General features: G+C 66.2%; 20 protein-coding genes, 3 rRNA genes and 1 riboswitch. Of the genes, 22 read left to right on the top strand and 1 reads right to left on the bottom strand.

The window, feature by feature from the left end:
* Positions 1 to 8 precede the first annotated feature (8 nt).
* The 5 genes from mshC (at position 9) to ACQCX5_RS11785 (ending at position 4,245) form a co-directional block, all read left to right on the top strand.
* On the top strand, positions 9 to 1,259 hold the full coding sequence (mshC, locus tag ACQCX5_RS11805; RefSeq protein ID WP_434542233.1) for a cysteine--1-D-myo-inosityl 2-amino-2-deoxy-alpha-D-glucopyranoside ligase: 1,251 nt from the start codon (positions 9 to 11) through the stop codon (positions 1,257 to 1,259).
* 117 nt (positions 1,260 to 1,376) lie between these two features.
* A riboswitch (FMN riboswitch) is annotated at positions 1,377 to 1,521 on the top strand.
* A 94-nt stretch (positions 1,522 to 1,615) separates the two neighbouring features.
* Positions 1,616 to 2,332 (top strand): nicotinamide riboside transporter PnuC, encoded by a 717-nt coding sequence (gene pnuC / locus ACQCX5_RS11800; RefSeq protein WP_434542231.1) that lies wholly within the window; start codon positions 1,616 to 1,618, stop codon positions 2,330 to 2,332.
* A 218-nt stretch (positions 2,333 to 2,550) separates the two neighbouring features.
* On the top strand, positions 2,551 to 2,817 hold the full coding sequence (locus ACQCX5_RS11795; RefSeq protein WP_434542230.1) for a phosphoribosyl-ATP diphosphatase: 267 nt from the start codon (positions 2,551 to 2,553) through the stop codon (positions 2,815 to 2,817).
* Between the two features lie 8 nt (positions 2,818 to 2,825).
* The gene (gene hisG / locus ACQCX5_RS11790; protein ID WP_434542229.1) at positions 2,826 to 3,713 is read left to right on the top strand and encodes an ATP phosphoribosyltransferase; all 888 of its coding nucleotides are present in this window, start codon (positions 2,826 to 2,828) and stop codon (positions 3,711 to 3,713) included.
* 10 nt (positions 3,714 to 3,723) lie between these two features.
* On the top strand, positions 3,724 to 4,245 hold the full coding sequence (locus ACQCX5_RS11785) for a PH domain-containing protein (protein WP_434542228.1): 522 nt from the start codon (positions 3,724 to 3,726) through the stop codon (positions 4,243 to 4,245).
* Positions 4,246 to 4,248: 3 nt separating this feature from the next.
* Here the strand turns inward: ACQCX5_RS11785 and ACQCX5_RS11780 are convergent, their stop codons facing one another.
* On the bottom strand, positions 4,249 to 4,803 hold the full coding sequence (locus tag ACQCX5_RS11780) for a hypothetical protein (protein WP_434542227.1): 555 nt from the start codon (positions 4,801 to 4,803) through the stop codon (positions 4,249 to 4,251).
* Between the two features lie 118 nt (positions 4,804 to 4,921).
* Here ACQCX5_RS11780 and ACQCX5_RS11775 point away from each other — a divergent pair, with 118 nt between their 5' ends.
* The 17 genes from ACQCX5_RS11775 (at position 4,922) to rrf (ending at position 25,542) form a co-directional block, all read left to right on the top strand.
* Positions 4,922 to 5,476: an SseB family protein gene (locus ACQCX5_RS11775; RefSeq protein ID WP_434542226.1), complete on the top strand. Its 555-nt coding sequence runs from the start codon at positions 4,922 to 4,924 to the stop codon at positions 5,474 to 5,476.
* Positions 5,477 to 5,803: 327 nt separating this feature from the next.
* The gene (gene infC / locus ACQCX5_RS11770) at positions 5,804 to 6,502 is read left to right on the top strand and encodes a translation initiation factor IF-3 (RefSeq protein ID WP_434542225.1); all 699 of its coding nucleotides are present in this window, start codon (positions 5,804 to 5,806) and stop codon (positions 6,500 to 6,502) included.
* A gap of 113 nt (positions 6,503 to 6,615) precedes the next feature.
* Positions 6,616 to 6,822, top strand: coding sequence for a 50S ribosomal protein L35 (gene rpmI / locus ACQCX5_RS11765; RefSeq protein ID WP_434542224.1), 207 nt, complete (start codon positions 6,616 to 6,618; stop codon positions 6,820 to 6,822).
* A 78-nt stretch (positions 6,823 to 6,900) separates the two neighbouring features.
* Complete coding sequence (rplT, locus tag ACQCX5_RS11760) at positions 6,901 to 7,269, top strand: 50S ribosomal protein L20 (RefSeq protein ID WP_434542223.1); 369 nt, start codon at positions 6,901 to 6,903, stop codon at positions 7,267 to 7,269.
* Positions 7,270 to 7,297: 28 nt separating this feature from the next.
* A complete protein-coding gene (locus tag ACQCX5_RS11755) occupies positions 7,298 to 8,125 on the top strand; it encodes a TrmH family RNA methyltransferase (RefSeq protein WP_434542409.1) in 828 nt (275 codons plus the stop codon).
* 153 nt (positions 8,126 to 8,278) lie between these two features.
* Positions 8,279 to 9,388 (top strand): phenylalanine--tRNA ligase subunit alpha, encoded by a 1,110-nt coding sequence (pheS, locus tag ACQCX5_RS11750; RefSeq protein ID WP_434542222.1) that lies wholly within the window; start codon positions 8,279 to 8,281, stop codon positions 9,386 to 9,388.
* Positions 9,385 to 11,919: a phenylalanine--tRNA ligase subunit beta gene (gene pheT / locus ACQCX5_RS11745; RefSeq protein ID WP_434542221.1), complete on the top strand. Its 2,535-nt coding sequence runs from the start codon at positions 9,385 to 9,387 to the stop codon at positions 11,917 to 11,919. The genes pheS and pheT overlap by 4 nt, the downstream gene beginning before the upstream one ends.
* Positions 11,920 to 11,979: 60 nt before the next feature.
* Entirely contained in the window at positions 11,980 to 13,008 is a 1,029-nt protein-coding gene (gene argC, locus ACQCX5_RS11740) for an N-acetyl-gamma-glutamyl-phosphate reductase (RefSeq protein ID WP_434542220.1), read from the top strand.
* Positions 13,005 to 14,189, top strand: coding sequence for a bifunctional glutamate N-acetyltransferase/amino-acid acetyltransferase ArgJ (argJ, locus tag ACQCX5_RS11735; RefSeq protein WP_434542219.1), 1,185 nt, complete (start codon positions 13,005 to 13,007; stop codon positions 14,187 to 14,189). The genes argC and argJ overlap by 4 nt, the downstream gene beginning before the upstream one ends.
* Positions 14,186 to 15,148 carry an acetylglutamate kinase gene (gene argB / locus ACQCX5_RS11730; RefSeq protein WP_434542218.1) on the top strand — a complete coding sequence of 321 codons (963 nt, stop codon included), beginning with the start codon at positions 14,186 to 14,188 and terminating at the stop codon, positions 15,146 to 15,148. The genes argJ and argB overlap by 4 nt, the downstream gene beginning before the upstream one ends.
* Positions 15,149 to 15,194: 46 nt before the next feature.
* A complete protein-coding gene (locus tag ACQCX5_RS11725) occupies positions 15,195 to 16,418 on the top strand; it encodes an acetylornithine transaminase (protein WP_434542408.1) in 1,224 nt (407 codons plus the stop codon).
* Positions 16,419 to 16,421: 3 nt separating this feature from the next.
* A complete protein-coding gene (argR, locus tag ACQCX5_RS11720; protein WP_434542217.1) occupies positions 16,422 to 16,937 on the top strand; it encodes an arginine repressor in 516 nt (171 codons plus the stop codon).
* 36 nt (positions 16,938 to 16,973) lie between these two features.
* Positions 16,974 to 18,404: an argininosuccinate lyase gene (gene argH / locus ACQCX5_RS11715; protein WP_434542216.1), complete on the top strand. Its 1,431-nt coding sequence runs from the start codon at positions 16,974 to 16,976 to the stop codon at positions 18,402 to 18,404.
* Between the two features lie 5 nt (positions 18,405 to 18,409).
* Positions 18,410 to 19,675, top strand: a complete 1,266-nt coding sequence (tyrS, locus tag ACQCX5_RS11710) for a tyrosine--tRNA ligase (protein ID WP_434542215.1) — start codon at positions 18,410 to 18,412, stop codon at positions 19,673 to 19,675.
* A gap of 696 nt (positions 19,676 to 20,371) precedes the next feature.
* Positions 20,372 to 21,886: ribosomal RNA gene (locus ACQCX5_RS11705) — 16S ribosomal RNA — on the top strand.
* A 344-nt stretch (positions 21,887 to 22,230) separates the two neighbouring features.
* Positions 22,231 to 25,303, top strand: a 23S ribosomal RNA gene (locus tag ACQCX5_RS11700).
* Positions 25,304 to 25,425: 122 nt separating this feature from the next.
* Positions 25,426 to 25,542: ribosomal RNA gene (gene rrf / locus ACQCX5_RS11695) — 5S ribosomal RNA — on the top strand.
* Together the 16S, 23S and 5S rRNA genes form the textbook arrangement of a ribosomal RNA operon.
* Positions 25,543 to 25,822 lie beyond the last annotated feature (280 nt).

The following is a 25,822-nucleotide window of genomic DNA, read 5'->3' as shown; positions in this document are numbered from 1 at the left end:
GTGTGCGCATGCAATCGTGGCCTGTCCCTGCCGTCCCTGCCATTGATGTCGACACGCCAGAGGCACCCAGTGCGCTGACGGTCCACGACACCGCCACCGGTGGGCTCGTGACCGCGGGGCCCGCCGAAGGCACCGCGACCATGTACGTCTGCGGCATCACTCCCTATGACGCCACCCACCTGGGCCACGCCAACACCTACCTGAGCTTCGACCTGGTCAACCGCGTGTGGCGCGACCTGGGCCTGCAGGTCAACTACACCCAGAACATCACCGACGTCGACGACCCGCTGCTCGAACGGGCGGCGCGCGACGGCCTCGACTGGCGCGACCTGGCCGCATCGCAGGTTGACCTGTTCCGCGAGGACATGACCGCCCTGCAGGTGCTGCCGCCAGACGCCTACGTCGGGGCCACAGAGACCATCGACCTGGTCGCGGGGGTCATCGAGAAGCTGCAGGCCACCGGCTACGTCTACCAGTTGGACGACCCGCAGTACCCCGACTGGTACTTCGACGTCAGCATGGACCCCACGTTCATGGACGTCTCCGGGCTCTCGGACGACGCCGCCCTGGCCCGGTTCGTCGAGTTCGGCGGCGACCCGGACCGTGCCGGCAAGCGCAACCCCATGGACTGCCTGGTCTGGATGCAGGCACGCCCCGGTGAACCGTCGTGGCCGAGCCCGCTGGGCACCGGTCGGCCCGGCTGGCACATCGAGTGCACCGCCATTGCGCTGGACACCCTTGGCGCCACGTTCGACGTCCAGGCCGGGGGAGCCGACCTGGTGTTCCCGCACCACGAGATGTGTGCGGCGCAGGGCCATGCCCTGACCGGTGCGCCGTTCGCCCGCACCTACCTGCATTCCGGGTTGGTGGCACTGGACGGCGAGAAGATGAGCAAGTCGAAGGGCAACCTCGAGCTGGTCTCGCGCCTGCGACGTGGGGGAGCCGACCCGGCTGCCATCCGGCTCGCGATGCTGGGCCACCACTGGCGTGAGAACTGGGAATGGACCCCCGACCAGCTGACTGCCGCCACCGAACGCCTCGCCGCCTGGCGCGCAGCGGCGTCCCTTGCGGCGACGCTCGACGTGACGGCGCTGGTCACCGAGGTGCGCAGGGCCATGCGCACCGACCTGGACGCACCCGCCGCCATCGCGGCCATCGACGCCTGGGTGGGCGCGAGCCTGAGCATCGAGGGCGACGACGCCGAAGGCGCAGCGGTGTTCACCAGGCTCACGGACTCCCTGCTCGGCATCAAGCTCTGAGCGAAGCGAACCATCAGCTCTGAGCGAAGCGGGGCCAACCGCCGGGGGCCACGCTCGCGGCAGCGGCGCAGCAGGACTAGACTGCCCATCGGCAGCAGAAGCTGCCACACAGCAAGCTCAGTGTTCCGGGGTCGGTGAAAGTCCGAACCGGCGGTGACAGTCCGCGACCCAGCGGCCAGCGGTTCCCACGGGAACCAGGCCGGTGGTTGACCTGGTGGAATTCCAGGACCGACGGTTAAAGTCCGGATGGGAGGAACACGACGCGTGCCATTGGCGTGCCCCTGCCGTGGGGTCGTGAGTGGCGCGTGCCTCAACACCCCGGGTCTGGGCGACCGACTCGAAAGAGAGGCACGCACGTGCTCGACCTTCTCACCCGGTTGCTCAACGCCCAGCTCGACCTTGGTTTCGGTGCGCCCATCCTGTGGCGCGAAATCATTGGCAACGGCTTTGGGCTCGCATCCGCCATCCTTGGGGCCCAGCGCAAGGTCTGGGCCTGGCCGATTGGCATCGCCGGCAACGTCATCCTGTTCACCGTGTTCCTGGGCGGCGTGTTCCACACGCCGCAGAACCTCGACCTGTGGGGCCAGGCCGGCCGCCAGGTCTTCTTCCTGATCACCAGCCTCTACGGCTGGGTCGTCTGGGCCCGTTATCGCAACAGCCACCGTGACGAGAACGTCGGCGTCCAGCCCAAGTGGGCCGGACGCAACGGACGCCTCACGCTGCTGATCGGCGGCGTCGTGATGTTCGTGGTGTTCTACTTCGTGCTCAAGGCCCTCGGGTCGTGGGGTCCGGCGGCTGATGCCTGGATCCTGACCGGCTCGATCCTGGCCACCTATGGCATGGCCCGCGGCTGGACGGAGTTCTGGCTCATCTGGGTCGGCGTCGACATCGTCGGCGTGCCGTTGCTGCTGATGGCGGGCTACTACCCGTCGGCCATCATGTACGCGATCTATGCCGCGTTCGTGATCTGGGGCTTCACGAAGTGGGTCAAGATCCAGAAGGACGAGAAGGCAGCCGCCGTCGACCAGCCCAGCGACGACCAGCGCACGGCTGAACCGGCCGCGCTGTCCTGAACAGCCCAACCCGTGGGACCCCACCCCGCCCGGGTGGGGTCACACGAGCCGCCGCGTCGAGAGGTCGATATCTGCAATTCCCGGCGTCGGGTTCTGCAGATAGTGACCTCTCGATCCCCTGTGGGCGGACGCACCCGGGCCGGGTCGACGTCGGGCCCACGGCGTCCGGCGCCACCGCGCGTCGCAGCACACCCTCGCGGCGGCGCTAGGGTTGTCGGGTGAGCAAGTCGTTCGAAGAGCTGTTTGAGCAGCTGACCGAGACCGCCCGTACCCGGCCCGAGGGCTCCGGGACCGTCGCCCGCCTCGACGCCGGGGTCCATGGCATCGGCAAGAAGGTGGTCGAAGAGGCCGCCGAGGTCTGGATGGCCGCCGAATACGAATCCAGGGAAGCTGCCGCTGAAGAGATCAGCCAGCTGCTCTACCACCTGCAGGTCATGATGCTCGCGCTCGACCTCGACCTCGACGATGTCTACAAGTACCTGTGAGGCCCCGCATGACTGACCTGTCAACCACCAGCCCGTCGAACGGCCTGTTGAAGATCGCCCTGCCCAACAAGGGTGCACTGAGCGAGGCTGCGGCCCTGATGCTGCGCGAGGCCGGCTACCGGCAGCGCACCGATCCCAAAGAGCTGGTGCTCGCCGACGAAGAGAACGGCGTCGAGTTCTACTACCTGCGTCCCCGCGACATCGCCGTCTACGTCGGCGAGGGCACGCTCGGGCTGGGCATCACCGGCCGCGACATGCTGATCGATTCGGGTGCCAGCGCGGCTGAGGTGAAGGCGCTCGGTTTCGGACGATCACGGTTCCGCTTCGCCGCCCCCGCGGGTGGTGGCATCGACCAGCTGTCGGCGCTCGCCGGTCGGCGGATCGCCACCTCGTACCCGGGCCTGGTGGGCCAGTACCTGCAGGGCAAGGGCATCGAGGCCCGACTCATCCACCTGGACGGTGCGGTCGAGTCGGCCATCCGCCTCGGCGTGGCTGACGCCATCGCCGACGTCGTCGAGACCGGGTCGACCCTGCGCAAGGCGGGGCTCGAGGTGTTCGGCGAGGCCATCTGCGAGTCGGAGGCCATCATCATCAGCAATGGCCATGTCGACCTCAATTCGTCCGCTGTCACCCAGCTGTTGCACCGCCTCGACGGCGTGCTGGTGGCCCGTGACTACGTGATGGTCGACTACAACGTCGCCGAGTCCGACCTCGCGGCCGCGACTGAGCTGACCCCCGGCCTGTCCGGTCCCACCATCTCGTCGCTGGCCAGGCAGGGCTGGGTGGCCGTGCGCTCGCTGGTGCCGCGCAAGGGCAGCCAGCGCCTGCTCGATGACCTGTACGCCGTCGGCGCCCGGGGCATCCTGCTGACCGAAGTCGCCGCAGCGAGGTTGTGAGGTGCACCCGGTGACTGAGGACCAGAACCCGCAGAACGACCAGAACCCGCAGAACGACCCGTCTGTCGTGGAGCCGCTCGCCGAGGGTGAGAAGGTGGTCTACCGCTCCGGGCCGGTGCTGCGCATGGCCATCTCTGGCAGCACCGGGTTGCTCGTCGTGTTCGTCGGCCTGTGGTTGCTGCTGGACACCGAGCTGCGCCAGCTGTTCACCTGGCCCCAGCTCGGCACGCTGATCTTCTTCCTGGTCTTCATGATCGTCGGCATCATGGCGGTGGGGCTGTCGCAGCTCACCATCACCAACGAGGGCGTCACGGTGCGCACGCTGGTCATCACCCGGCACTACCCGTGGGCAGAGGTCAAGGGCATCAGCTACGGCCCGGGCGACTCCTGGCCCTACCTGCAGCTCAGCGCCACCCCGGACCACCCCGAGGGTCGCAACCAGATGGTGCTCGGCATCCAGAGCACCGAGGGTGACGAGGCGATCCGCCGCGTGCGCGAGGTGCGGGAATACATCAACCTCTACGGCGGGTAGTCCTCACTCGATACCGCGCTTCTTGAGCAGCGCCTCGATCTCGAGGTCTTCATCACTCAGGCCCTTGCCGCCACCCTTCGGGGCCACGGCGGGGGTCTGCGTCGTGGGGGCCGGTGCGCCCGACTTCTGCGCAGCGCTGCCTGCGGCCGGGCCTCGTCCGACCTGCGGGGTGGCGGCACCCTTCGACGCCCCACCGGGGGCACCGGTCGGCTGCGACTGACGGGCAGCCAGGCGGCGCTGCTTCGACTCGGCGCGCGTCACGGGCTTGACCACCAGGGCCGCCAGCACCAGCAGCACCCCGAGGCCGCCGACGATGATGCCCGCGATGGTCATGGCGTCCAGCGGGTTGTCGGTGAAGAACCGGTAGATGGCCTTGGCGCCCTCAACGAGCAGTTCCATGATCCCGGTCAGCCACAGCCCGATGGGGATCAGCACCGCACCCGCGCCCTGCAGCAGGTGCCGGTTGCCGCGCAGGCGCTTCACCCCGAGCATGGTCCAGGCGAGCGCGGCGACCGACAGTACGGCCGTGACGATGATGGCGAGGGTGGCGTTGTCCATGACCCCAGCTTTCCACAGCAGGGTCAGCCTGGCGTCCGGAATTGCGGCCACACACCCCTGAACGCCACCCCGGTTGTCCCCGCGTCCGACCGGTGCGGGCGGGCGATAGCGTGGTCCCATGGCCGAACACACCCACGACAACACCGCAGCGCAGACCCCGGGACGCACGCTTGCCCAGCCCAACCAGCGCTGGCTCGGCGACCGTGGCGAGGCGGACCCCGCCGTCCGGGCAGCCCTCGCGAAGGCGGCCGTGGACGACCCCAACCCGACCACCGCGTACCTGCGCGCGGTCGCCGCGCTCGGCGGGGCCCGGTTGCTGATGCCGATTGTCGCGTCGGGCGATGAGTCGATGGACGGGCCGGACCCCGACCGGCACGCCGAGATGGCTGCCGTCAGCGTGCGCAACGCGGCGGGGCAACAGGCGTTGCTGGCGTTCACCGGCGCGGACGCCATGAACCTGTGGCAGACCGGTGCCCGTCCAGTGCCCGGCGACCTGTCCGAGGTGGCGGCGACGGTGGGCGAGGCCGGCTGCGACCTGCTGCTGGTTGACGCCGCGGGCCCGGCGCCACTGGTGGTCGGCGGCGACGTGGTCGAGCAGTTGGCCCAGGGACGTCGGCTCGTCGAACTCGAGGACGGTGGCTTCGGCTGGATGTTCGTGCAGCGCGACGAGTGAGCAGGGGACTGGCAGAACTGCTGGATTTCGCGCGGGCGGGTGTGATCAGGTAAAGTGTCCGTTCGTGATCGGGGCAACCCGGTTCGGTCAAGTGGAGGCCTGACCTCCCACCCGTTCGGGAACGCTCGACGGGTCGGTATTTCCGCGCTGCGGCGTGCCCATCATGGGGCATGCAGGGTGGCGCCGTCCATGCCGTCAGGCATGTGTGCCCGGGTTCGCCCGGGGGATTCGTCAGGCCTTCGCGTCCCGCGGGGGCCTTTGTTGTTTCCGGGGGCAGACCGGCCCGAGCCTGCCTCGTCCAGTGACACCAGTGACATCAGTACCAACATGGGAGGCACCATCAGCACCGAAGAGCGCATCAACGAACGGATCCGGGTTCCCGAAGTCCGTCTGGTCGGCCCTGCCGGCGAACAGGTGGGCATCGTCAAGATCGAGCAGGCCCTGCAGCTTGCGCGGGAACATGACCTGGATCTGGTCGAGGTCGCGCCGCAGGCACGTCCGCCTGTCGCCAAGCTCATGGACTACGGGAAGTACAAGTACGAGAACGCCCAGAAGGCGCGTGATTCCCGTCGCAACCAGACCAACACCGTCATCAAGGAGATGAAGCTTCGTCCCAAGATCGACGATCACGACTACGAGACGAAGAAGGGCCACGTCGTCCGCTTCCTCAAGGCCGGCGACAAGGTCAAGATCACCATCATGTTCCGTGGTCGCGAGCAGTCGCGCCCTGAACTGGGTGTCAACCTGCTGAACAAGCTCGCCGAGGACGTTGCCGAGTTCGGTTTCGTCGAGTCGGCACCCAAGCTGGATGGGCGCAACATGCTCATGGTGCTGGGGCCGACCCGCAAGAAGACCGACGCCCGCGTCGACCAGGCCGCCGAGCGGGAACGCAAGATGGCCGAGCGCAAGGCCAGCCAGGACGCCGACCGTGCCGCCGAGGCAGAGCTGCGCGCGTCACACCAGCCGTCGCCGGTCAAGAAGAAGAAGGGGCCAGCCGACAACATGGACCCCGACATCGACCTCTGAGCCCGAACCCGTTCGGAACTCAGCAGGGGCCGCCCAGCGACCCCGCCCCGCCCCTCACAAAGTGGGGTTCCACCAGCCAACACGTTCGACTGCGAACACTAAGGAGCGGCAACATGCCGAAGATGAAGAGCCACTCGGGCGCCAAGAAGCGCTTCCGCGTGACCGGTTCGGGCAAGGTCATGCATCGCAAGGCAGGTCGCAAGCACCTCCTCGAGCACAAGACCTCGAACCGCACCCGCCGCCTCGCCGGCGACACCACGATGGAGAAGGGCGACGAGAAGAAGGTCCTCAAGCTCCTGGGCCCCTACAAGGCCCGCTGACCAGGCCTGTTGCACCAGGCCCGCTGACCCCCACTCGTCCTGCGGCCCCCGGCCGCGCCCCACACAAGGAGAACCACCATGGCACGCGTCAAGCGTTCTGTGAATGCCCAGAAGAAGCGCCGCGAGGTGCTCGAACTCGCCAGCGGCTACCGCGGCCAGCGCTCGCGGCTGTACCGCAAGGCGAAGGAGCAGATGCTCCACTCGATGACCTACGCCTACCGCGACCGTCGCGCCAAGAAGGGCGACTTCCGTGCGCTCTGGATCCAGCGCATCAACGCGGCCGCCCGCGCCGAGGGCATGACCTACAACCGCTTCATCAGCGGCCTGAAGAATGCCGGCATCGAGGTCGACCGCAAGATCCTGGCTGACCTGGCTGTCAACGACCAGGCGACCTTCGCGGCGCTGGTGCAGACCGCCAAGGACAACCAGACCGTCGCAGCGGCCTGAGCTGTTGCACGTGACCACGGACGGGCCGATCCCAGCGGGCGGCGCGGATGACATCGAGTTCATCCCGCGCGCCCAGCTGAGGACGGCCCGTCGTCTATTGCAGCGCCGTGGGCGCGATGAATCCGGACGATTCCTCGTCGAGGGTGTGCAGGCCGTCCGCGAGGCGCTGCTGCACGGCAGGGTCGAATCCCTCATCACCACCGACCCCCAGCGCCACGCCGACCTGCTGACCGTGGGCAACCCGGCCGTCGTGTGGCAGGTCGACGACGAGGATGCCGCCCAGTTGAGCGACACCGTCACCAGCCAGGGCGTCTTTGCCGTCGCCGACCAGGTGCAGGCGACCTGGGACGACGTGGTCGACCCCAAACTCGTCGTGATCTGCGCCCAGGTGCGCGACCCGGGCAACGCCGGCACCGTGATCCGCTGCGCTGACGCGTTCGGCGCCGATGCCGTGATCCTGACCAAGGGGTCGGTCGAACTGCACAACCCCAAGACGGTGCGCGCAAGCGTCGGCAGCATCTTCCACCTGCCCGTGGTGACCGGTGTCGAACTCGCCGACGCCGTGGGCTGGCTCAAGGACCGCGGTCTGCAGGTGCTGGCGGCCGACGGCGGGGGCGACAATCTTGACGAACTGGCCAAGCTCGACCAGCTGAACCGGCCCACTGCCTGGATCATGGGCAACGAGGCCTGGGGCCTGCCCGAGCTGGAACGCTCGCTGGCCGACCGGGTCGTCGGTGTGCCGATGTGGGGCCAGGCCGAATCGTTGAACCTGTCGACCGCCGCTGCTGTGTGCCTGTACGCCACGGCCAGCGCGCAGCGTGGTCCGGCCCAGTCCGGCCCCGAGTACAGGATCTGAGTCGTACAGCGCCTGGGCACGCGCGACCCCGATCCCACGACGGGCAATCGATTCGCTCGCCGTCGCGCCCCTTCCTAGACTGGGAATGTTTGCGCGGCGGAGCGTCCGTCGGGTGGCGTGAGAATTCTGAAGTTGTGAGCTGGAGGGGAGCCCATGAGCGGGCCGAACAAGAACTATGACCCGGTGCAGGTGACGCCGCTGAACGCCGACGAGGTCGAGCAGATGGTCGCCCGCGCGCTCGAGGCGATCTCGGCCGCCGGGACCACAGCAGACCTCAAGGCTGCCCGACTGGCCCACAACGGCGACCGTTCGCCCCTGGCACTGGCCAACCGCGAGATCGGTGCGCTGCCCCCGCAGGCCCGCAAAGAGGTGGGGCAGCGCATCGGCCAGGCGCGCGGCGCCGTCAACAAGGCCATCGCCGACCGCGAGGCCGAGCTCAGCGCCCTCGAACTCGAACAGCGCCTCGCCGCCGAGACGCTTGACCTGACAGTGCCGGTGCTGACCCAGCCGGTGGGGGCCCCGCACCCCGTCACCGCGCTGATGGACCGCATGTCGGACGTGTTCATCGCCATGGGCTGGGAGGTCGCCGAGGGCCCCGAACTCGAGACCGAGTGGTACAACTTCGATGCGCTCAACCTCGGTCCCGACCATCCCGCCCGCGCACTGCAGGACACCCTGTGGGTCGACCCCGTCGAGCAGGGCCTGTGCCTGCGCACCGCGACCTCACCGGTGCAGGTGCGCACGCTGCTGAACCGCGACCTGCCCGTCTATGTCGTCAGCCCCGGCAAGGTGTTCCGCGCCGATGAGTACGATTCCACCCACCTGCCGGTGTTCCACCAGATCGAGGGGCTCTGCGTCGACAAGGGCATCACCATGGCCCACCTGCGCGGCACGCTCGACCACTTCGCCCGCGAGATGTTCGGCGATGTGCGCACCCGCATGCGCCCGCACTACTTCCCGTTCACAGAGCCCAGCGCCGAGGTCGACCTCGAATGCTTCGTCTGTCACGGCGAGTCGGTGGGCAACCCCGCCCGCCCATGCTCGACCTGCCGCTCGGAAGGGTGGATCGAGTGGGGCGGCTGCGGCGTCGTCAACCCGCGCGTGCTCGCCGCCGCGGGTGTCGACCCCGACGTCTACACCGGCTTCGCCTTCGGCATGGGTGTCGACCGCACCGTCATGAACCGCAACAACGCCACCGACCTGCGCGACTTCGTCGAGGGCGACATCCGTTTCAGCCGCTCACTTGTTGGAGGCGCCCGATGAAGCTCCCCGTCGAATGGCTGCGCTCGCTGGTGACGCTGCCTGAAGAGGCCACCACCGCCGCCCTCGCGGATCGCCTGACGGCGGCCGGCGTGACCGTCGAGAAGGTCCACACCGTGGGCGGCGACGTCACCGGGCCCGTCGTCATCGGCCGGGTGCTCTCGAAGCAGCCCGAGCCGCAGAAGAACGGCAAGACCATCAACTGGTGCCGCGTCGACGTTGGCCCTGACCACGTCGCCGCCCAGGACCCCCGCAACCACGAGGACGGCGTCGAGGGCCGCGGCGTGATCTGCGGTGCCGACAATTTCGAGGCCGGTGACCTGGTCGTCGTGGCACTGCCCGGCGCGGTGCTGCCCGGCGACTTCGCCATCGCCGCGCGCAAGACCTATGGCCATGTCTCCGACGGCATGATCTGCGCGGCTGACGAACTGGGCATTGGTGATGACCACGACGGCATCATCGTCGTCGCCCGCGACACCCCGGGTGCCGAACCGGGCGCCGACGCGCTCGACGTGCTGGGTGCCCGCGGTGAGGTGTTCGACCTCGAGGTCACCACTGACATGGGCTACTGCCTGTCGGCCCGGGGGTTGGCCCGCGAGGCCGCCCAGGCCTACGGAGTCCGGTTCAACGACCCCTACAGGGTGCTGCCCACCGACGCCGAGGTCAGCGGCGAGGGCGGTCACCCCGTGGTGCTCGACGACCCGGCCTGCCCGCTGTTCGTGACCCACACCATCACCGGTGTCGACCCCACGGCCCCGACCCCGGCATGGATGAGCCGCCGCCTCGAGCAGGCCGGCATGCGCTCGATTTCGGTGGTCGTCGACGTCACCAACTACGTGATGCTCGAATCAGGGCAGCCGCTGCACGCCTATGATGCCGACCGCCTGTCGGGCGCGATCGTCGTCCGCAAGGCACGCGCGGGCGAGAAGCTCACCACCCTCGACGACGTCGAGCGCACCCTGGCCGACGACGACCTGCTGATCACCGACGACTCCGGGCCGATCGGGCTCGCGGGCGTGATGGGCGGCCAGACCACCGAGGTCAGCGACCAGACCGCCAACATCGTGCTCGAAAGCGCCCATTTCGACGCCAACACGATCGGTCGCGGGTTCCGTCGCCACCGGCTGCCCTCCGAGGCGTCCAAGCGGTTCGACCGCGGCGTCGACGTCGCGCTGCCGCAGGCCGCCGGACGACGCGCCGCCGAACTGATCGCCGAACTGGCGGGTGGCGAGGTGGGCGCGGGCGTGACCATCGCGGGTGGCATCGCCCCGATGCCGCGCCAGACGCTGCAGGCAGACCTGCCGCAGACCATCATGGGCTTCCCGATCGGCCGCGAGCAGGTGATCAGCACGCTCGAGGCCTCGGGGGTGCATGTCACCGCGATCGGCGACGTTCTCACCGTCGTGCCGCCCACCTGGCGCCCTGACCTGGTCGACGCCTATGACTACGTCGAAGAGGTCGGCACCAAGCTCGGCTACGAAAACATCCCGTCGGCCACCCCGCCCACCACGGTCGGCTCGGGCCTCACCGGCGAACAGCGCAACCGCCGCGCCGCGCTGGCGGCAGCGGTCGGCGCCGGGTTCGTCGAGCAGATCAGCCTGCCGTTCCTGGCCGAGCACGAGGTCGACAAGCTCGGCGTGCCCCAGGGCGACCCGCGCCACGCCATGGTGAAGCTGGCCAACCCGCTCGACGACACCCACCCGTACCTGCGCACCACCCTGCTGCCGGGACTGTTAGCCGCCGTGACCCGCAACACGAGCCGCTCGAATGACGACCTCGCCCTGTTCGAGGCCGGTCGGGTGTTCATCGGTGGCGACCTGCCGGTCGCGCCGAACCCGGGCGTCGCGCAGCGTCCCGGCGACGACGACCTGGCGGCCATGCAGGCCGCACTGCCCGACCAGCCGCGGCTGCTGGCGGCTGTGGTGACCGGCCAGTGGCACCAGCCGGCGTGGTCTGATGGCGCCATCAGCGCCGGCGAAGCTGCGGGCTGGCCCCAGGTGGTCGCGCTCACCGAGCACCTGGCCAACGCCGTCGGCGTCACCATCGAGCGACGCACGGCGTCGGTGGCGCCCTGGCACCCCGGCCGCTGCGCAGAACTGCTCGTCAACGGCGAGGTGATCGGCGTCGTGGGTGAACTGCACCCCGGGGTCATCGACAGCCATGACCTGCCCGCGCGCACTGCTGCCCTCGAACTCGACCTCGACGCGCTGGTTGCCGCCGCCCCCGGGCCCGGCACCATCGCACCGCTCAGCCCGTTCCCGGTCGCCAAAGAGGACGTCGCCCTGGTGGTCGACGCCGACGTGGCGGTCGAGCCCGTGCGCCAGGCACTGGTCGACGGGGCGGGGGAGTTGCTCGAAGAGGTGCACCTGTTCGACATCTACACCGGCCCGCAGGTGCCCGAGGGCAAGAAGTCGCTCGCATTCGCCATGCGCTTCCGCGGTGCCGCCACGCTCACCGACACCCAGGCTGCCGAGGCCCGGGACGCAGCGGTGGCCGTGGCCGCGGAGCGGTTCGGGGCCGTCCTGAGGTCCTGAAGTCGACGCCGTGTGGTGATCCCGGTGGAATAACTATTCCGGGTGTGACATAGTTATTCCATGATCAGTGTTGCTGTGGCCGGATGCACCGGCTACGCCGGGGGTGAGGTGCTGCGGTTGCTGTTGGGCCACCCGCAGGTGAGCATCGGTGCCCTGACGGCGCATTCGAATGCCGGTTCGCGGTTGGGACTGCACCACCCGCACCTGGTGCCGCTGGCCGACCGCGAGGTCATCGCCACCACGGCCGAGAACCTCTCGGGCCACGACGTGGTCTTCCTGGCCCTGCCGCACGGGGCCAGCGGCGAGATCGCCGCCCAGCTCGGTGACGACGTGCTCGTCATCGACGCGGGCGCCGACCACCGGTTGAGCAGCAGCGACGACTGGGAGGCGTTCTACCACAGCCCCCACGCCGGCACCTGGCCGTACGGGTTGCCAGAGCTTCCCGGCCAGCGCGAGGTGCTGGCCGAGACCCGGCGCGTCGCCGTGCCGGGGTGCTATCCCACCACCGCCACCCTGGCGTTCATGCCCGCGGTGGCCGGCGGCCTGATCGACGGCCACGACATCACCGTGGCCGCCGCGAGTGGCTCGTCCGGGGCCGGCAAGTCGCCCAAGCCGAACCTGCTGGGTGCCGAGCTGTTCGGCTCGGCCAGCGCTTATGGTGTGGGCGGCATGCACCGTCACACCCCCGAAATGCTGCAGAACCTGCGCGTGCTGGGTGCCACGGCACCCTCGATCAGCTTCACCCCGATGCTGGTGCCGATGTCGCGGGGAATCCTGGCGATCGTGACCGCACCGCTGAACCCCGGGATCGACATCGCCCGGGTGCGCGCCACCTATGAGCAGGCCTATGCCGACGAGCCGTTCGTGCACCTGCTGCCCGAGGGCCAGTGGCCGATGAGTCAGTCGGTCATCGGTTCGAATGCCGTGCAGGTGCAGGTCACCGTCGATGCGTCGGTCAACCGGCTCGTGGCAGTCGCCACGCTCGACAACCTCACCAAGGGCACCGCCGGCGGTGCCATCCAGTCCATGAACATCGCCCTGGGCCTCGACGAGACCACGGGCCTGACGACTGTGGGGGTCGCACCGTGACCGGCTACTACCTCGTCCGTGACGGCCAGGGCGTGACTGCCGCGCAGGGCTTCGAGGCGGCGGGAGTGGCCGCCGGCATCAAGGCATCGGGCAAGCCCGACCTGGCGATGGTGCGCAACCTCGGCCCCGATGCCCACGCCGCCGGGGTCTTCACGACCAACCGGGTCACCGCGGCGCCAGTCGTGCACAGCCGTGCGGTGCTGGTCAACAACGTGGCCCGCGGGTTGGTCTACAACTCCGGCGGGGCCAACGCCTGCACCGGGTCGGCGGGCCTGGGTGATGCGCGCGAGATGGGTGCGGTCGCTGCCGAGGCGATGGGTCTGCACCCGGACGACGTCGTCGTGGCGTCCACGGGCCTGATCGGCGTCCAACTGCCCATGCACAAGGTGCGCGCGGGCATCACGGCGGCGGCGGCGGCGCTCTCGCCCGGGGGTGGCCCCGAGGCCGCGCGGGCCATCATGACCACCGATACCGTCGCGAAGACCTGCGACATCACCACCGACGATGGCTGGACCGTCGGCGGCATGGCCAAGGGCGCCGGCATGTTGGCCCCCGGACTGGCGACGATGCTCGTGGCGATCACCACCGATGCGGTTGTCAGGCCCGATGAGCTCGACCGCGCCCTGGCCACCGCGTGCCGGCTCACCTTTGACCGGCTCGATTCCGATGGCTGCATGTCGACCAATGACACCGTGGTCGCGCTCGCCTCGGGCGCCTCGGGCATCGCGGTGGACGAACCGGAGCTGACCGATGTGCTGGTCGCCCTCTGTGGCGACCTGGCCCGCCAACTGCTGGCCGATGCCGAGGGCGCCGAGCACGAGATCGCCATCGAGGTGGTGCGCGCCGCGTCCATCGAGGATGCGATCGAGGTGGGCCGCACCATCAGCCGCAGCAACCTGTTCAAGACCGCCGTGGCCGGCAACGACCCCAACTGGGGTCGAGTGCTCGCGGCCATCGGCACCACCGGGGCTGAGTTCGACCCCACCATGCTCGACGTCAGCTTCAACGGCGTCATGGTGTGCCAGGGCGGGGCCATTGGCGAGCCCCGCGAGAACTGTGACCTGACCGGCCGCAAGGTGCTCGTCCGGGTTGACCTGCACGCCGGCAACGAGACCGCCACCATCCTGACCAATGACCTCACCCACGGTTACGTGACCGAGAACGCGGACTACTCCTCATGAGCACCATTCGCAAGGACGACCAGGCCAAACTGATCAACAAGGCGAGCATCCTCATCGAGGCGCTGCCCTGGCTCACCGAATACGCCGGCAAGGTCGTGGTGATCAAGTACGGCGGCAACGCGATGATCGACGACGACCTCAAGCGGGCCTTCGCCGAAGACATGGTCTTCCTGCGCCGTTGCGGCGTGCTGCCCGTCGTCGTGCACGGCGGTGGCCCCCAGATCTCGACCATGCTCGGCCGACTCGACATCAATTCCGAGTTCAAGGGCGGCTTCCGGGTCACCGACGAAGAGACCATGGACGTGGTGCGCATGGTGCTCGTCGGCAAGGTCGGCCGCGACCTGGTCGGGCTGATCAACGCCCATGGCCCGCTGGCGATCGGCATGTCCGGCGAGGACGGCGGCCTGTTCACGGCGACCCGCCGCAGCGTCAGGGTCGATGGTGAAGACCTTGACATCGGCCTGGTCGGCGACGTCACCAGGGTCAACCCCGGCGCGATCCTCGACCTGCTGCACGCCGGCCGCATCCCGGTGATTGCCTCGGTCGCCCCCGACGAGACCGGGCAGATCCACAACATCAATGCCGACACCGCCGCCGCGGCGCTGGCGAGCGCACTGGGTGCCGAACGCCTGGTCATGCTGACCGATGTGGCGGGTCTGTATGCCGACTGGCCGAACTCCGATGACGTGATCACCCAGATCAGCGCCGACGAACTCGCGCAGATGCTGCCCACCCTCTCGTCCGGCATGGTGCCCAAGATGGAGGCCTGCCTGCGGGCCGTCACGAGCGGGGTGCCGCGCGCCACCATCATCGACGGCAGGGTGAAGCACTGCCTGCTGCTCGAGATCTTCACCGACGACGGCGTCGGCACCATGGTGTACGGCGATGCCGATGCCCCTGCGGTGCCCGAACCCGACCCGACCACCCCGAACCAACCTGCACCCTCGCAGGCATCCTGAAGGAACCCTCGTGAACGACGTGACCACCACCTTCACCACCAACGAACTGACCCACCTTCGCGAGCTCACCCAGGCCCATCACGGCACCGGCGCCCAGGCAGAGTTGGCCTCGCGCTACCAGCAGGTCATGATGAACACCTTCGGGGGGCCACAGCGCGTCTTCGTGCGTGGCGAGGGCGTCCACGTCTGGGACGCCGACGGCAACCGCTACCAGGACATGCTGTCCGGGCTGGCGGTCACCGCACTGGGGCATGCCCACCCGGCCGTCCTGTCCGCGATCACCAGCCAGCTCTCGACGCTCGGCCATGTCTCGAACTTCTTCGCCACGCCCGCGCAGGTGGCACTCGCCGAGCGACTGGTGACCACGGTGCTGGGCGCCGAGCTGGGCACCGCCAAGGTGTTCTTCGCCAACTCGGGCACCGAGGCCAACGAGGCAGCATTCAAGGCGACCCGGCGCACCGGGCGCACCCGGATCATCGCCATGGAGGGCAGCTTCCACGGCCGCACCGCAGCTGCCCTGGCGATCACCCACAACCCCAAGTACCGCGAGCCGTTCGAGCCCCTGCCCGGTGACGTCACGTTCGTGCCCTACGGCGACGTCGACGCGCTGCGCGCCGCCGTGGACGAGACCACTGCTGCGGTCGTGCTCGAGCCGATCCAGGGCGAGAACGGCATCGTGGTGCCGCCAGCGGGTTACCTGCAGGCAGCCCGCGACATCACCCGCGAACATGGTGCCCTGCTGTGGCTCGACGAAGTGCAGACAGGCATGGGGCGCACGGGCGAGTGGCTCGGCGCCCGCGACATCGACGCCGACCTCGTCACCCTGGCGAAGGGGCTCGGCAACGGCTTCCCGATCGGGGCGCTGCTGGCCCGTGGCGCGGCTGGTGACCTGCTGCAGCCGGGGCAGCACGGCACCACCTTCGGCGGCAACCCGGTCGCAGCCATCGCCGGCCTTGCCGTGATGGCGGTCATCGAACGTGACGGACTGCTCGGGAATGTGCAGCGCGTGGGCGACCTGCTCGCCGAGAAGATCACCGGCCTGCCGCATGTCGACCACGTGCGTGGTGCTGGTCTGCTGCGTGGGGTGGTGCTCGACAGTGACATCGCCGCACAGGTGGTGGCCCAGTTGCTCGAGCGCGGGTTCATCGCCAATGCACCGCGTCCCTCGGTCATCCGGGTGGCGCCCCCGCTGATCCTCACCCCCGAGCAGGCGCTGGTCTTCGTCGACGCGCTCGCCGAGGTGCTGGCGGGCATCGAACGGGCGGAGTGAGCCATGTCTGAGGGCAGCGCCGACGAGGTGGCCGAGCGCCCGCTGTCGCGGGCCGCCAGGCGGGCACTGGTGCAGAGCCTGATCGAGTCGCGCCCTGTCTCGTCCCAGACCGAACTGGCCGACTTGCTGGCGGTTGAGGGTGTGCAGGTGACCCAGGGCACGATCTCGAAGGACCTGCTCGAACTGCGCGCCGTGCGCCAGCGCGACGCCGACGGCACCATGCGCTACGTGGTGCCCGACGACGAACCGACGGGCGAGCAGAGCCACCTGCTGCGCCTGTCGAAGCTGTGCACCGAGATGCTGCTCGACGTGGTGCCGTCCGGCAATCTGGTGGTGGTGCACACCCCCGCCGGGGCGGCGCAATACTTCGCCTCGGCGCTCGACAGGTCGGGGCTCGACGGCGTGCTGGGCACGATCGCCGGGGATGACACGGTGCTGCTGATTGCCCACGACAGCGTCGGCGGCGAAGACGTGGCCAGGACACTGAGGGCCTACGCTGCGGGTGTGCGCCCGCGCTGAACGGGTATACACGACAGCACAACGGAGAAGGACAAGATGAGCGATCACGAGGGCAAGCTGTGGGGCGGCCGGTTCGAGGGCGGCCCGGCCGAGGCGATGTTCGCCCTGTCGAAGTCGACCCAGTTCGACTGGCGCCTGGCGCGCCACGACCTGGCCGGTTCACGGGCCCACGCGCTGGCACTGCATGCCGCCGGGCTGCTCACCGATCACGAACTGCAGCGCATGCATGCCGGCATCGCCGAGCTGGACGCCCGGGTGGCTGACGGTCGGTTCACCCCGGCGGCCACCGATGAGGACGTCCACGGTGCCCTCGAACGCGGGCTGACCGAGATCGTCGGGGCTGAACTGGGTGGTCGGCTGCGGGCGGGCCGTTCGCGCAATGACCAGATCGCCACGCTGATCCGGTCGTGGCTGCGCGAGCAGGTGCGGCTGCTGGCGCTCGAGCTCTCGGGAGTCGTCCGGGCGCTGCAACGGCAGGCCGCCGACCACGTCGGGGTGATCATGCCCGGCCGTACCCACCTGCAGTCGGCCCAGCCGGTGCTGCTCTCGCACCACCTGCTGGCCCACGCCTGGCCGCTGTTGCGTGACCAGCAGAGGTTGATGGGGCTGGACGAGCGGCTGGCCATCAGCCCCTACGGCTCGGGCGCGCTGGCGGGCACCTCATTGGGTCTCGACCCGCAGCTGGTGGCCCGCGAACTGGGGTTCAGCGACTCGGTGCCCAACTCGATCGATGGCACCGCAGCCCGCGACCTGGTCAGCGAGGCGGCCTATGTCATCGCCCAGATCGGTGTCGACCTGTCGCGCCTCAGCGAAGACGTGATCCTGTGGTGCACCCACGAGTTCGGCTTCGCCACCCTCGACGATGCGTGGTCGACCGGTTCGAGCATCATGCCGCAGAAGAAGAACCCGGACGTGGCTGAGCTGGCAAGGGGCAAGGCGGGGCGACTGATCGGCAACCTGGCAGGGCTGCTGGCCACCTTCAAGGGACTGCCGCTGGCCTACAACCGCGACCTGCAGGAGGACAAGGAGCCCCTGTTCGACGGCGTTGACCAGTTGCTGGTGCTGCTGCCGGCAGTGGCGGGCATGGTGGGCACGCTCACCTTCCACGCCGAGCGGATGGCCTCGTTGGCGCCGCGGGGATTCTCGCTGGCCACCGACATGGCGGACTGGCTCGTGCGCCAGCGGGTGCCGTTCAGCAAGGCCCACGAGATCGCCGGCCACGCCGTCCGCTTCTGTGAATCGGCAGCCATCGAACTCTCGGACCTGACCCCGGAGCAGCTGGCAGGGATTGACCCGGCGCTGACGTCGGACGTGCTGGGGGTGCTCACGGCAGAGGGGTCGGTGGCCTCACGCAATGGCCGGGGCGGCACGGCTCCCGACCAGGTGCGATCGCAGCTGGCCGAGGTCGAGGCTGCGCTCGCGCGGGCGGATGCCTTCGCGGCGAGTGTGCCCGGATCGCTAGGGTGATGGGCATGAATTCCATGCTGGACGAGCTGACCTGGCGCGGGTTGATCGCGCATTCCACCGACCTCGAGGCGCTCGGGGCCGAGATGGACAAGGGGCCCGTCCGGTTCTATGTGGGCTTCGACCCGACGGCACCGAGCCTGCACATCGGCCACCTGATCCAGCTCGTCACGGCCCGTCGACTGCAGGAGGCTGGGCATCGTCCGGTGCTGCTCGTGGGCGGGGCAACCGGCCTGATCGGTGACCCGAAAGAAGCCGGCGAGCGGGTGATGAATTCGCCGGTCGTGGTGGCCGGTTGGGTCGACCGGCTGCGTGGGCAGGTGAGTCGGTTCGTCTCGTTCGAGGGCGAGAACGCCGCCATCGTGGTGAACAACCTCGACTGGACCGGCGAGATGAACGTCGTGGAGTTCCTGAGGGACATCGGCAAGCACTTCCCGGTCAACCGCATGCTGGCCCGCGACATCGTGGCCAAGAGACTCGAGCAGGGCATCTCGTACACGGAGTTCAGCTATGTGCTGCTGCAGTCGATGGACTTCCTGGAGTTGTACAGGCGCCACCGGGTGGTGCTGCAGACGGGTGGGTCGGACCAGTGGGGCAACATCACCGCCGGCGCCGACCTGATCAGGCGCGTCGAGGGGGCGCACGTGCATGCCCTGGCGACGCCGCTGCTGACGAAGGCGGATGGCACCAAGTTCGGCAAGACCGAAGGCGGGGCGGTGTGGATCGACCCCGAGATGACCTCGCCCTACGCGTTCCACCAGTTCTTCCTGAACGCCGAGGACGAGAAGGTCATCGACTACCTCAAGGTCTTCAGCCCCCGGGGGCGTGACGAGATCGAGGCCCTGGAGGCGCAGACGAAAGCAGAGCCGTTCCGCAGGCCCGCACAGCGGGCGCTCGCAGACGACATCACCGACCTGGTGCACGGGGTGTCGGAACGAGAGGCCGCGACCCTGGCGGCATCTGCCCTGTTCGGACGCGGTGAGCTGGCAGACCTGCCGGCATCGACCCTGGCGCATGTGGCCCGTGAGGTCGGTGGGGCAGAGGTGCCGGCGGGTGCCGATGAGCTTCCGGACGTCGCTGAGGCGCTGCAGCTGTCGGGCGTCGTGACGTCCCGTTCGGCCGGCCGGCGGGCGATCGAAGAGGGTGGCGCCTACGTCAACAACGTGAAGGTGACCGATGTCGAGGCGCGATTGGGCGCCGAGGACTTCATCCATGGCCAGTTCGCCGTACTGCGTCGCGGCAAGAAGACTGTGGGGGTGCTGCGGCGCGGTTGACGTCGCGAGGAATGCCGGACGAAAGCCCTGGTGACCGCCATAGTCGTGGTGACTAGGGCTTTCGTCGTTGTGAGCAGCATCACGGCGACTCGATTTGACGATTGGTGGGCGGGTCACTAATGTTTACCGAGCCCTGAGGGTGTGACGGACGAGCCGAGAGGCCAGGACGGACCCGGGGCCACCACCCCAACGCAGTGCAGGACGAGGTGTGCGTTCAGCGAGAACCCACTGAAGGTCCTGGTATCTCTGTGTGCGCGGTTGGTGTGGCTGGTGCCGAGGATTTGACTCCGAGGGGCTGGCCGGGTAGTGTTGGTGAGGTTGTCGCAAGACAGCGGAACTGGTCTCTGGCTAGGGGAAACGCTTTCGGGTGGGTCTTCTGGGTGGGGGTGCTGAGCTGGGTCTCCGGTTTGACAGTCGGGGAGCGGATCAGTAAAGTTAGGCGGGTTGCCCCAAGCGGATGCCGAGAGGTTGATGTGCGGGTTGCAAGCGAAACTTGAGAACTCAACAGCGTGTCTAAAGTCAATGCAAATTTTTTTGGTTCACACCATTTTGGTGTGGCCCGTGCCCGGCCCTTTTGGGGTTGGGTGAAATTCCTTTGATGGACAACATTTTGATCAGCTAGTGCTGGTCTTTTGCTGGGCATCGAACTTGTTGACGCTGTTCATCCTGTTTTTGGACGGGGTGTGGCGATATTTTTCAACGGAGAGTTTGATCCTGGCTCAGGACGAACGCTGGCGGCGTGCTTAACACATGCAAGTCGAACGGTAAGGCCCTTCGGGGTACACGAGTGGCGAACGGGTGAGTAACACGTGAGTAATGTACCCTTGACTCTGGGATAACAGTTGGAAACAGCTGCTAATACCGGATATGACCTGGCCCTGCATGGGGTTGGGTGGAAAGCTCTGGCGGTCTTGGATCAACTCGCGGCCTATCAGCTTGTTGGTGAGGTAGTGGCTCACCAAGGCTTCGACGGGTAGCCGGCCTGAGAGGGCGACCGGCCACACTGGGACTGAGATACGGCCCAGACTCCTACGGGAGGCAGCAGTGGGGAATATTGCACAATGGGCGCAAGCCTGATGCAGCAACGCCGCGTGCGGGATGACGGCCTTCGGGTTGTAAACCGCTTTCACCTATGACGAAGCGAAAGTGACGGTAGTAGGAGAAGAAGCACCGGCCAACTACGTGCCAGCAGCCGCGGTGATACGTAGGGTGCGAGCGTTGTCCGGAATTATTGGGCGTAAAGAGCTTGTAGGCGGTTGATTGCGTCAGAAGTGAAAACTCAGGGCTTAACCCTGAGCCTGCTTCTGATACGGGTCGACTAGAGGGAAGTAGGGGAGAACGGAATTCCTGGTGGAGCGGTGGAATGCGCAGATATCAGGAGGAACACCGGTGGCGAAGGCGGTTCTCTGGACTTTTCCTGACGCTGAGAAGCGAAAGCGTGGGGAGCAAACAGGCTTAGATACCCTGGTAGTCCACGCCGTAAACGGTGGGTACTAGGTGTGGGGGACTTCCACGTTCTCCGTGCCGTAGCTAACGCATTAAGTACCCCGCCTGGGGAGTACGGCCGCAAGGCTAAAACTCAAAGGAATTGACGGGGCCCCGCACAAGCGGCGGAGCATGCGGATTAATTCGATGCAACGCGAAGAACCTTACCTGGGTTTGACATGTACCGGTAACGTCTGGAGACAGGCGCCCCTTTTTGGTCGGTACACAGGTGGTGCATGGCTGTCGTCAGCTCGTGTCGTGAGATGTTGGGTTAAGTCCCGCAACGAGCGCAACCCTCGTCCTATGTTGCCAGCGGGTAATGCCGGGGACTCATGGGAGACCGCCGGGGCCAACTCGGAGGAAGGTGGGGATGAGGTCAAGTCATCATGCCCCTTATGTCCAGGGCTTCACGCATGCTACAATGGCTGGTACAAAGGGCTGCGAACCTGCAAGGGTGAGCGAATCCCAAAAAGCCAGTCTCAGTTCGGATTGGGGTCTGCAACTCGACCCCATGAAGTCGGAGTCGCTAGTAATCGCAGATCAGCAACGCTGCGGTGAATACGTTCCCGGGGCTTGTACACACCGCCCGTCAAGTCATGAAAGTCGGTAACACCCGAAGCCAGTGGCCCAACCGTTTGGGGGGAGCTGTCGAAGGTGGGACTGGTAATTAGGACTAAGTCGTAACAAGGTAGCCGTACCGGAAGGTGCGGCTGGATCACCTCCTTTCTAAGGAGTCTGTGTGGCCGGCGCCCTTGTGGGGTGACGGTCCAGCTGCTGGTTCCAGGGCACCTGTTCCTGGCTGGCGCAGGCAACTTGTGGAGCATTGACCTGCGGATCCTTGGTGGGGTTCATCGTTCAGTACTGCTGGCCTTTTGGGTTGGTGTGGAAGTCGGTGGGTTCTGGTGGGGGTCTTGGGCACGCTGTTGGGTCCTGAGGGGTCGCTTGCACGGTTTGTGTGGGTGGGTCTTCTTTGCGGCCATGGTCCTGGTGCCCTTGTTGGGGTGTTGGGGTTGTGTGTTCGCCCGTATGTTGAGAACTTCACAGTGGACGCGAGCATCTTTGTAGATTTTTGACAAGCTACTAAGTGCGATCGGTGGATGCCTAGGCACCAAGAGCCGATGAAGGACGTTGTAACCTGCGATAAGCCTCGGGGAGCTGGTAAACGAGCTTTGATCCGAGGATTTCCGAATAGGGAAACCTTGAATACCGGAGTCATGTCCGGCAACCTCTGCCTGAATGTATAGGGCAGTTGGAGGGAACGCGGGGAAGTGAAACATCTCAGTACCCGTAGGAATAGAAAACAATAGTGATTCCGTGAGTAGTGGCGAGCGAAAGCGGAAGAGGCCAAACCGCATGTGTGTGATAGCTGACAGGTGTTTCACATGCGGGGTTGTGGGACCATTCGGCCAGGGCTGTCATCCTGGCGAGGAGTCAAAAATGAGCGTTGAAGTCGAAGTGTCTGGGAAGGCATAGCGCAGAGGGTGAGACTCCCGTAGGCGTAAGACGTTCACTCCTGAGTGTGTTCCCAAGTAGTACGGAACCCCTGAAATTCCGTGTGAATCTGGCGGGACCACCCGCTAAGCCTAAATACTCCTTGGTGACCGATAGCGGACAAGTACCGTGAGGGAAAGGTGAAAAGTACCCCGGGAGGGGAGTGAAATAGTACCTGAAACCGGTCGCATACAATCCGTCGGAGCCTTTCGGGGTGACGGCGTGCCTTTTGAAGAATGAGCCTGCGAGTTAGTGGTATGTGGCGAGGTTAACCCGTGTGGGGGAGCCGTAGCGAAAGCGAGTCCGAACAGGGCGTTGAGTCGCATGCTCTAGACCCGAAGCGTAGTGATCTATCCATGGCCAGGTTGAAGCGACGGTAAGACGTCGTGGAGGACCGAACCCACTTGGGTTGAAAACCGAGGGGATGAGCTGTGGATAGGGGTGAAAGGCCAATCAAACTACGTGATAGCTGGTTCTCCCCGAAATGCATATAGGTGCAGCGTTGCGTGTTTCTTGCCGGAGGTAGAGCACTGAATGGTCTAGGGGGCCCACAAGCTTACCGAAATCAATCAAACTCCGAATGCCGGTAAGTGAGAGCGCAGCAGTGAGACTGCGGGCGATAAGGTTCGTAGTCGAGAGGGAAACAGCCCAGATCATCAGCTAAGGCCCCTAAGCGATAACTAAGTGGAAAAGGATGTGGAGTTGCGGAGACAACCAGGAGGTTGGCTTGGAAGCAGCCACCCTTGAAAGAGTGCGTAATAGCTCACTGGTCAAGTGATTCTGCGCCGACAATTTAGCGGGGCTCAAGTTATCCGCCGAAGCTATGGCATTCACATTTTGTGTGGATGGGTAGGGGAGCGTCGTGTGCGCGGTGAAGCGGCGGGGTGACCCAGCCGTGGAGAGCACACGAGTGAGAATGCAGGCATGAGTAGCGAATGACGGGTGAGAAACCCGTCCGCCGAATATCCAAGGGTTCCAGGGTCAAGCTAATCTGCCCTGGGTAAGTCGGGACCTAAGGCGAGGCCGACAGGCGTAGTCGATGGACAACGGGTTGATATTCCCGTACCGGCGAAAGTGAGCCAATACTGAATGGGATGATGCTGAGCACGGAAGCTGGTGGAGGTCTTCGGACTGAGATCGGTGACTCTGCGACCCAAGTCTCTAGTAGGTAAGCTGCGGAGGGACGCAGGAAGGTAGCCCAACCCGGGCGATGGTTGTCCCGGGCCAGGTGTGTAGGGCGAGTGGTAGGCAAATCCGCCACTCATATAGCCTGAGACACTCGTGGGGAGCAGATTTCGGTCTGTGAGTGGGTGATCCTATGCTGCCTAGAAAAGCTTCGTGAGTATTGCTTAGCCGCCCGTACCCCAAACCGACACAGGTGGATAGGTAGAGAATACCAAGGCGATCGAGACAATCGTGGTGAAGGAACTCGGCAAAATGCCCCCGTAACTTCGGGATAAGGGGGACTGGACGTGTGATGCCACTTGCTGGCTGAGCACTGAAAGTCGCAGAGACCAGGCCCAAGCGACTGTTTACCAAAAACACAGGTCCGTGCCAAGTCGAAAGACGATGTATACGGACTGACTCCTGCCCGGTGCTGGAAGGTTAAGGGGAAGTGTCAGCGCAAGCGAAGCACTGAACTTAAGCCCCAGTAAACGGCGGTGGTAACTATAACCATCCTAAGGTAGCGAAATTCCTTGTCGGGTAAGTTCCGACCTGCACGAATGGAGTAACGACTTGGGCGCTGTCTCCACCACGAACTCGGCGAAATTGCATTACGAGTAAAGATGCTCGTTACGCGCAGCAGGACGGAAAGACCCCGGGACCTTTACTATAGTTTGGTATTGGTGATCGGTACGACTTGTGTAGGATAGGTGGGAGACTTTGAAGCGGGCACGCCAGTGTTCGTGGAGTCATCGTTGAAATACCACTCTGGTCGTTCTGGTTATCTAACCTAGGTCCATTATCTGGATCAGGGACAGTGCCTGATGGGTAGTTTGACTGGGGCGGTCGCCTCCCAAAAGGTAACGGAGGCGCCCAAAGGTTCCCTCAGCCTGGTTGGCAATCAGGTGTTGAGTGTAAGTGCACAAGGGAGCTTGACTGTGAGAGGGACACCTCGAGCAGGGACGAAAGTCGGGACTAGTGATCCGACGGTGGCATGTGGAAGCGCCGTCGCTCAACGGATAAAAGGTACCCCGGGGATAACAGGCTGATCTTGCCCGAGCGCTCACAGCGACGGCATGGTTTGGCACCTCGATGTCGGCTCGTCGCATCCTGGGGCTGTAGTCGGTCCCAAGGGTTGGGCTGTTCGCCCATTAAAGCGGCACGCGAGCTGGGTTCAGAACGTCGTGAGACAGTTCGGTCCCTATCCGCTGCGCGCGTAGGAATCTTGAGAAGAGCTGTCCTTAGTACGAGAGGACCGGGACGGACTAACCTCTGGTGTGCCAGTTGTTCTGCCAAGAGCACGGCTGGTTGGCTACGTTGGGAAGTGATAACCGCTGAAAGCATCTAAGCGGGAAGCACGCTTCAAGATGAGGGTTCCCACAGATTAATCTGGTAAGGCCCCCGGCAGACCACCGGGTGATAGGTCGGATGTGGAAGTGCTGTGAGGCATGGAGCTGACCGATACTAATAGGCCGAGGGCTTGTCTACTACAAAGATGCTACGCGTCCACTGTGAGGTTCCCGGGATACGGTCGGGAACCAGACATTCCCTGCACCACCCCCTGGCGGGGTTGGGTGCGGGTGATGGTTCCGCTGATATCTCAATAGTGTTTCGGTGGCCATGGCGAAAGGGAAACACCCGGCTCCATTCCGAACCCGGAAGTTAAGCCTTTCAGCGCCGATGGTACTGCAGGAGGGATCCTGTGGGAGACTAGGACGCCGCCGGACTTATCAACACCCCCTCGGGTGACCCAGTAATGGGTCTGCCCGAGGGGGTGTTTCACATCCCCCGAAACCCACACCCGTGGCAGCCGCAGCGGCCGGCCGGCCAGCCCGCACACCAGCCCCCAGGAATGGACCAGCTGCGGCTCGTCCACGATTCACCCCCCCCGGGGGCATCGACAGGTCATCATCTGCACATCCCCGGGCCCGGGGGGTCTGCAGGTATCGACCCCTCGACGCCTCACCCATGCCGGGCCGGGGGGCGTCCCACCCGAACCTGCAGAGG

It is taken from the genome of Aestuariimicrobium sp. G57, from assembly GCF_050110855.1.
Taxonomy (GTDB): domain Bacteria; phylum Actinomycetota; class Actinomycetes; order Propionibacteriales; family Propionibacteriaceae; genus Aestuariimicrobium.
The sequence above is the reverse complement of the archived record's forward strand: the minus strand, read 5'-3'. Positions and strand labels throughout refer to the sequence as shown.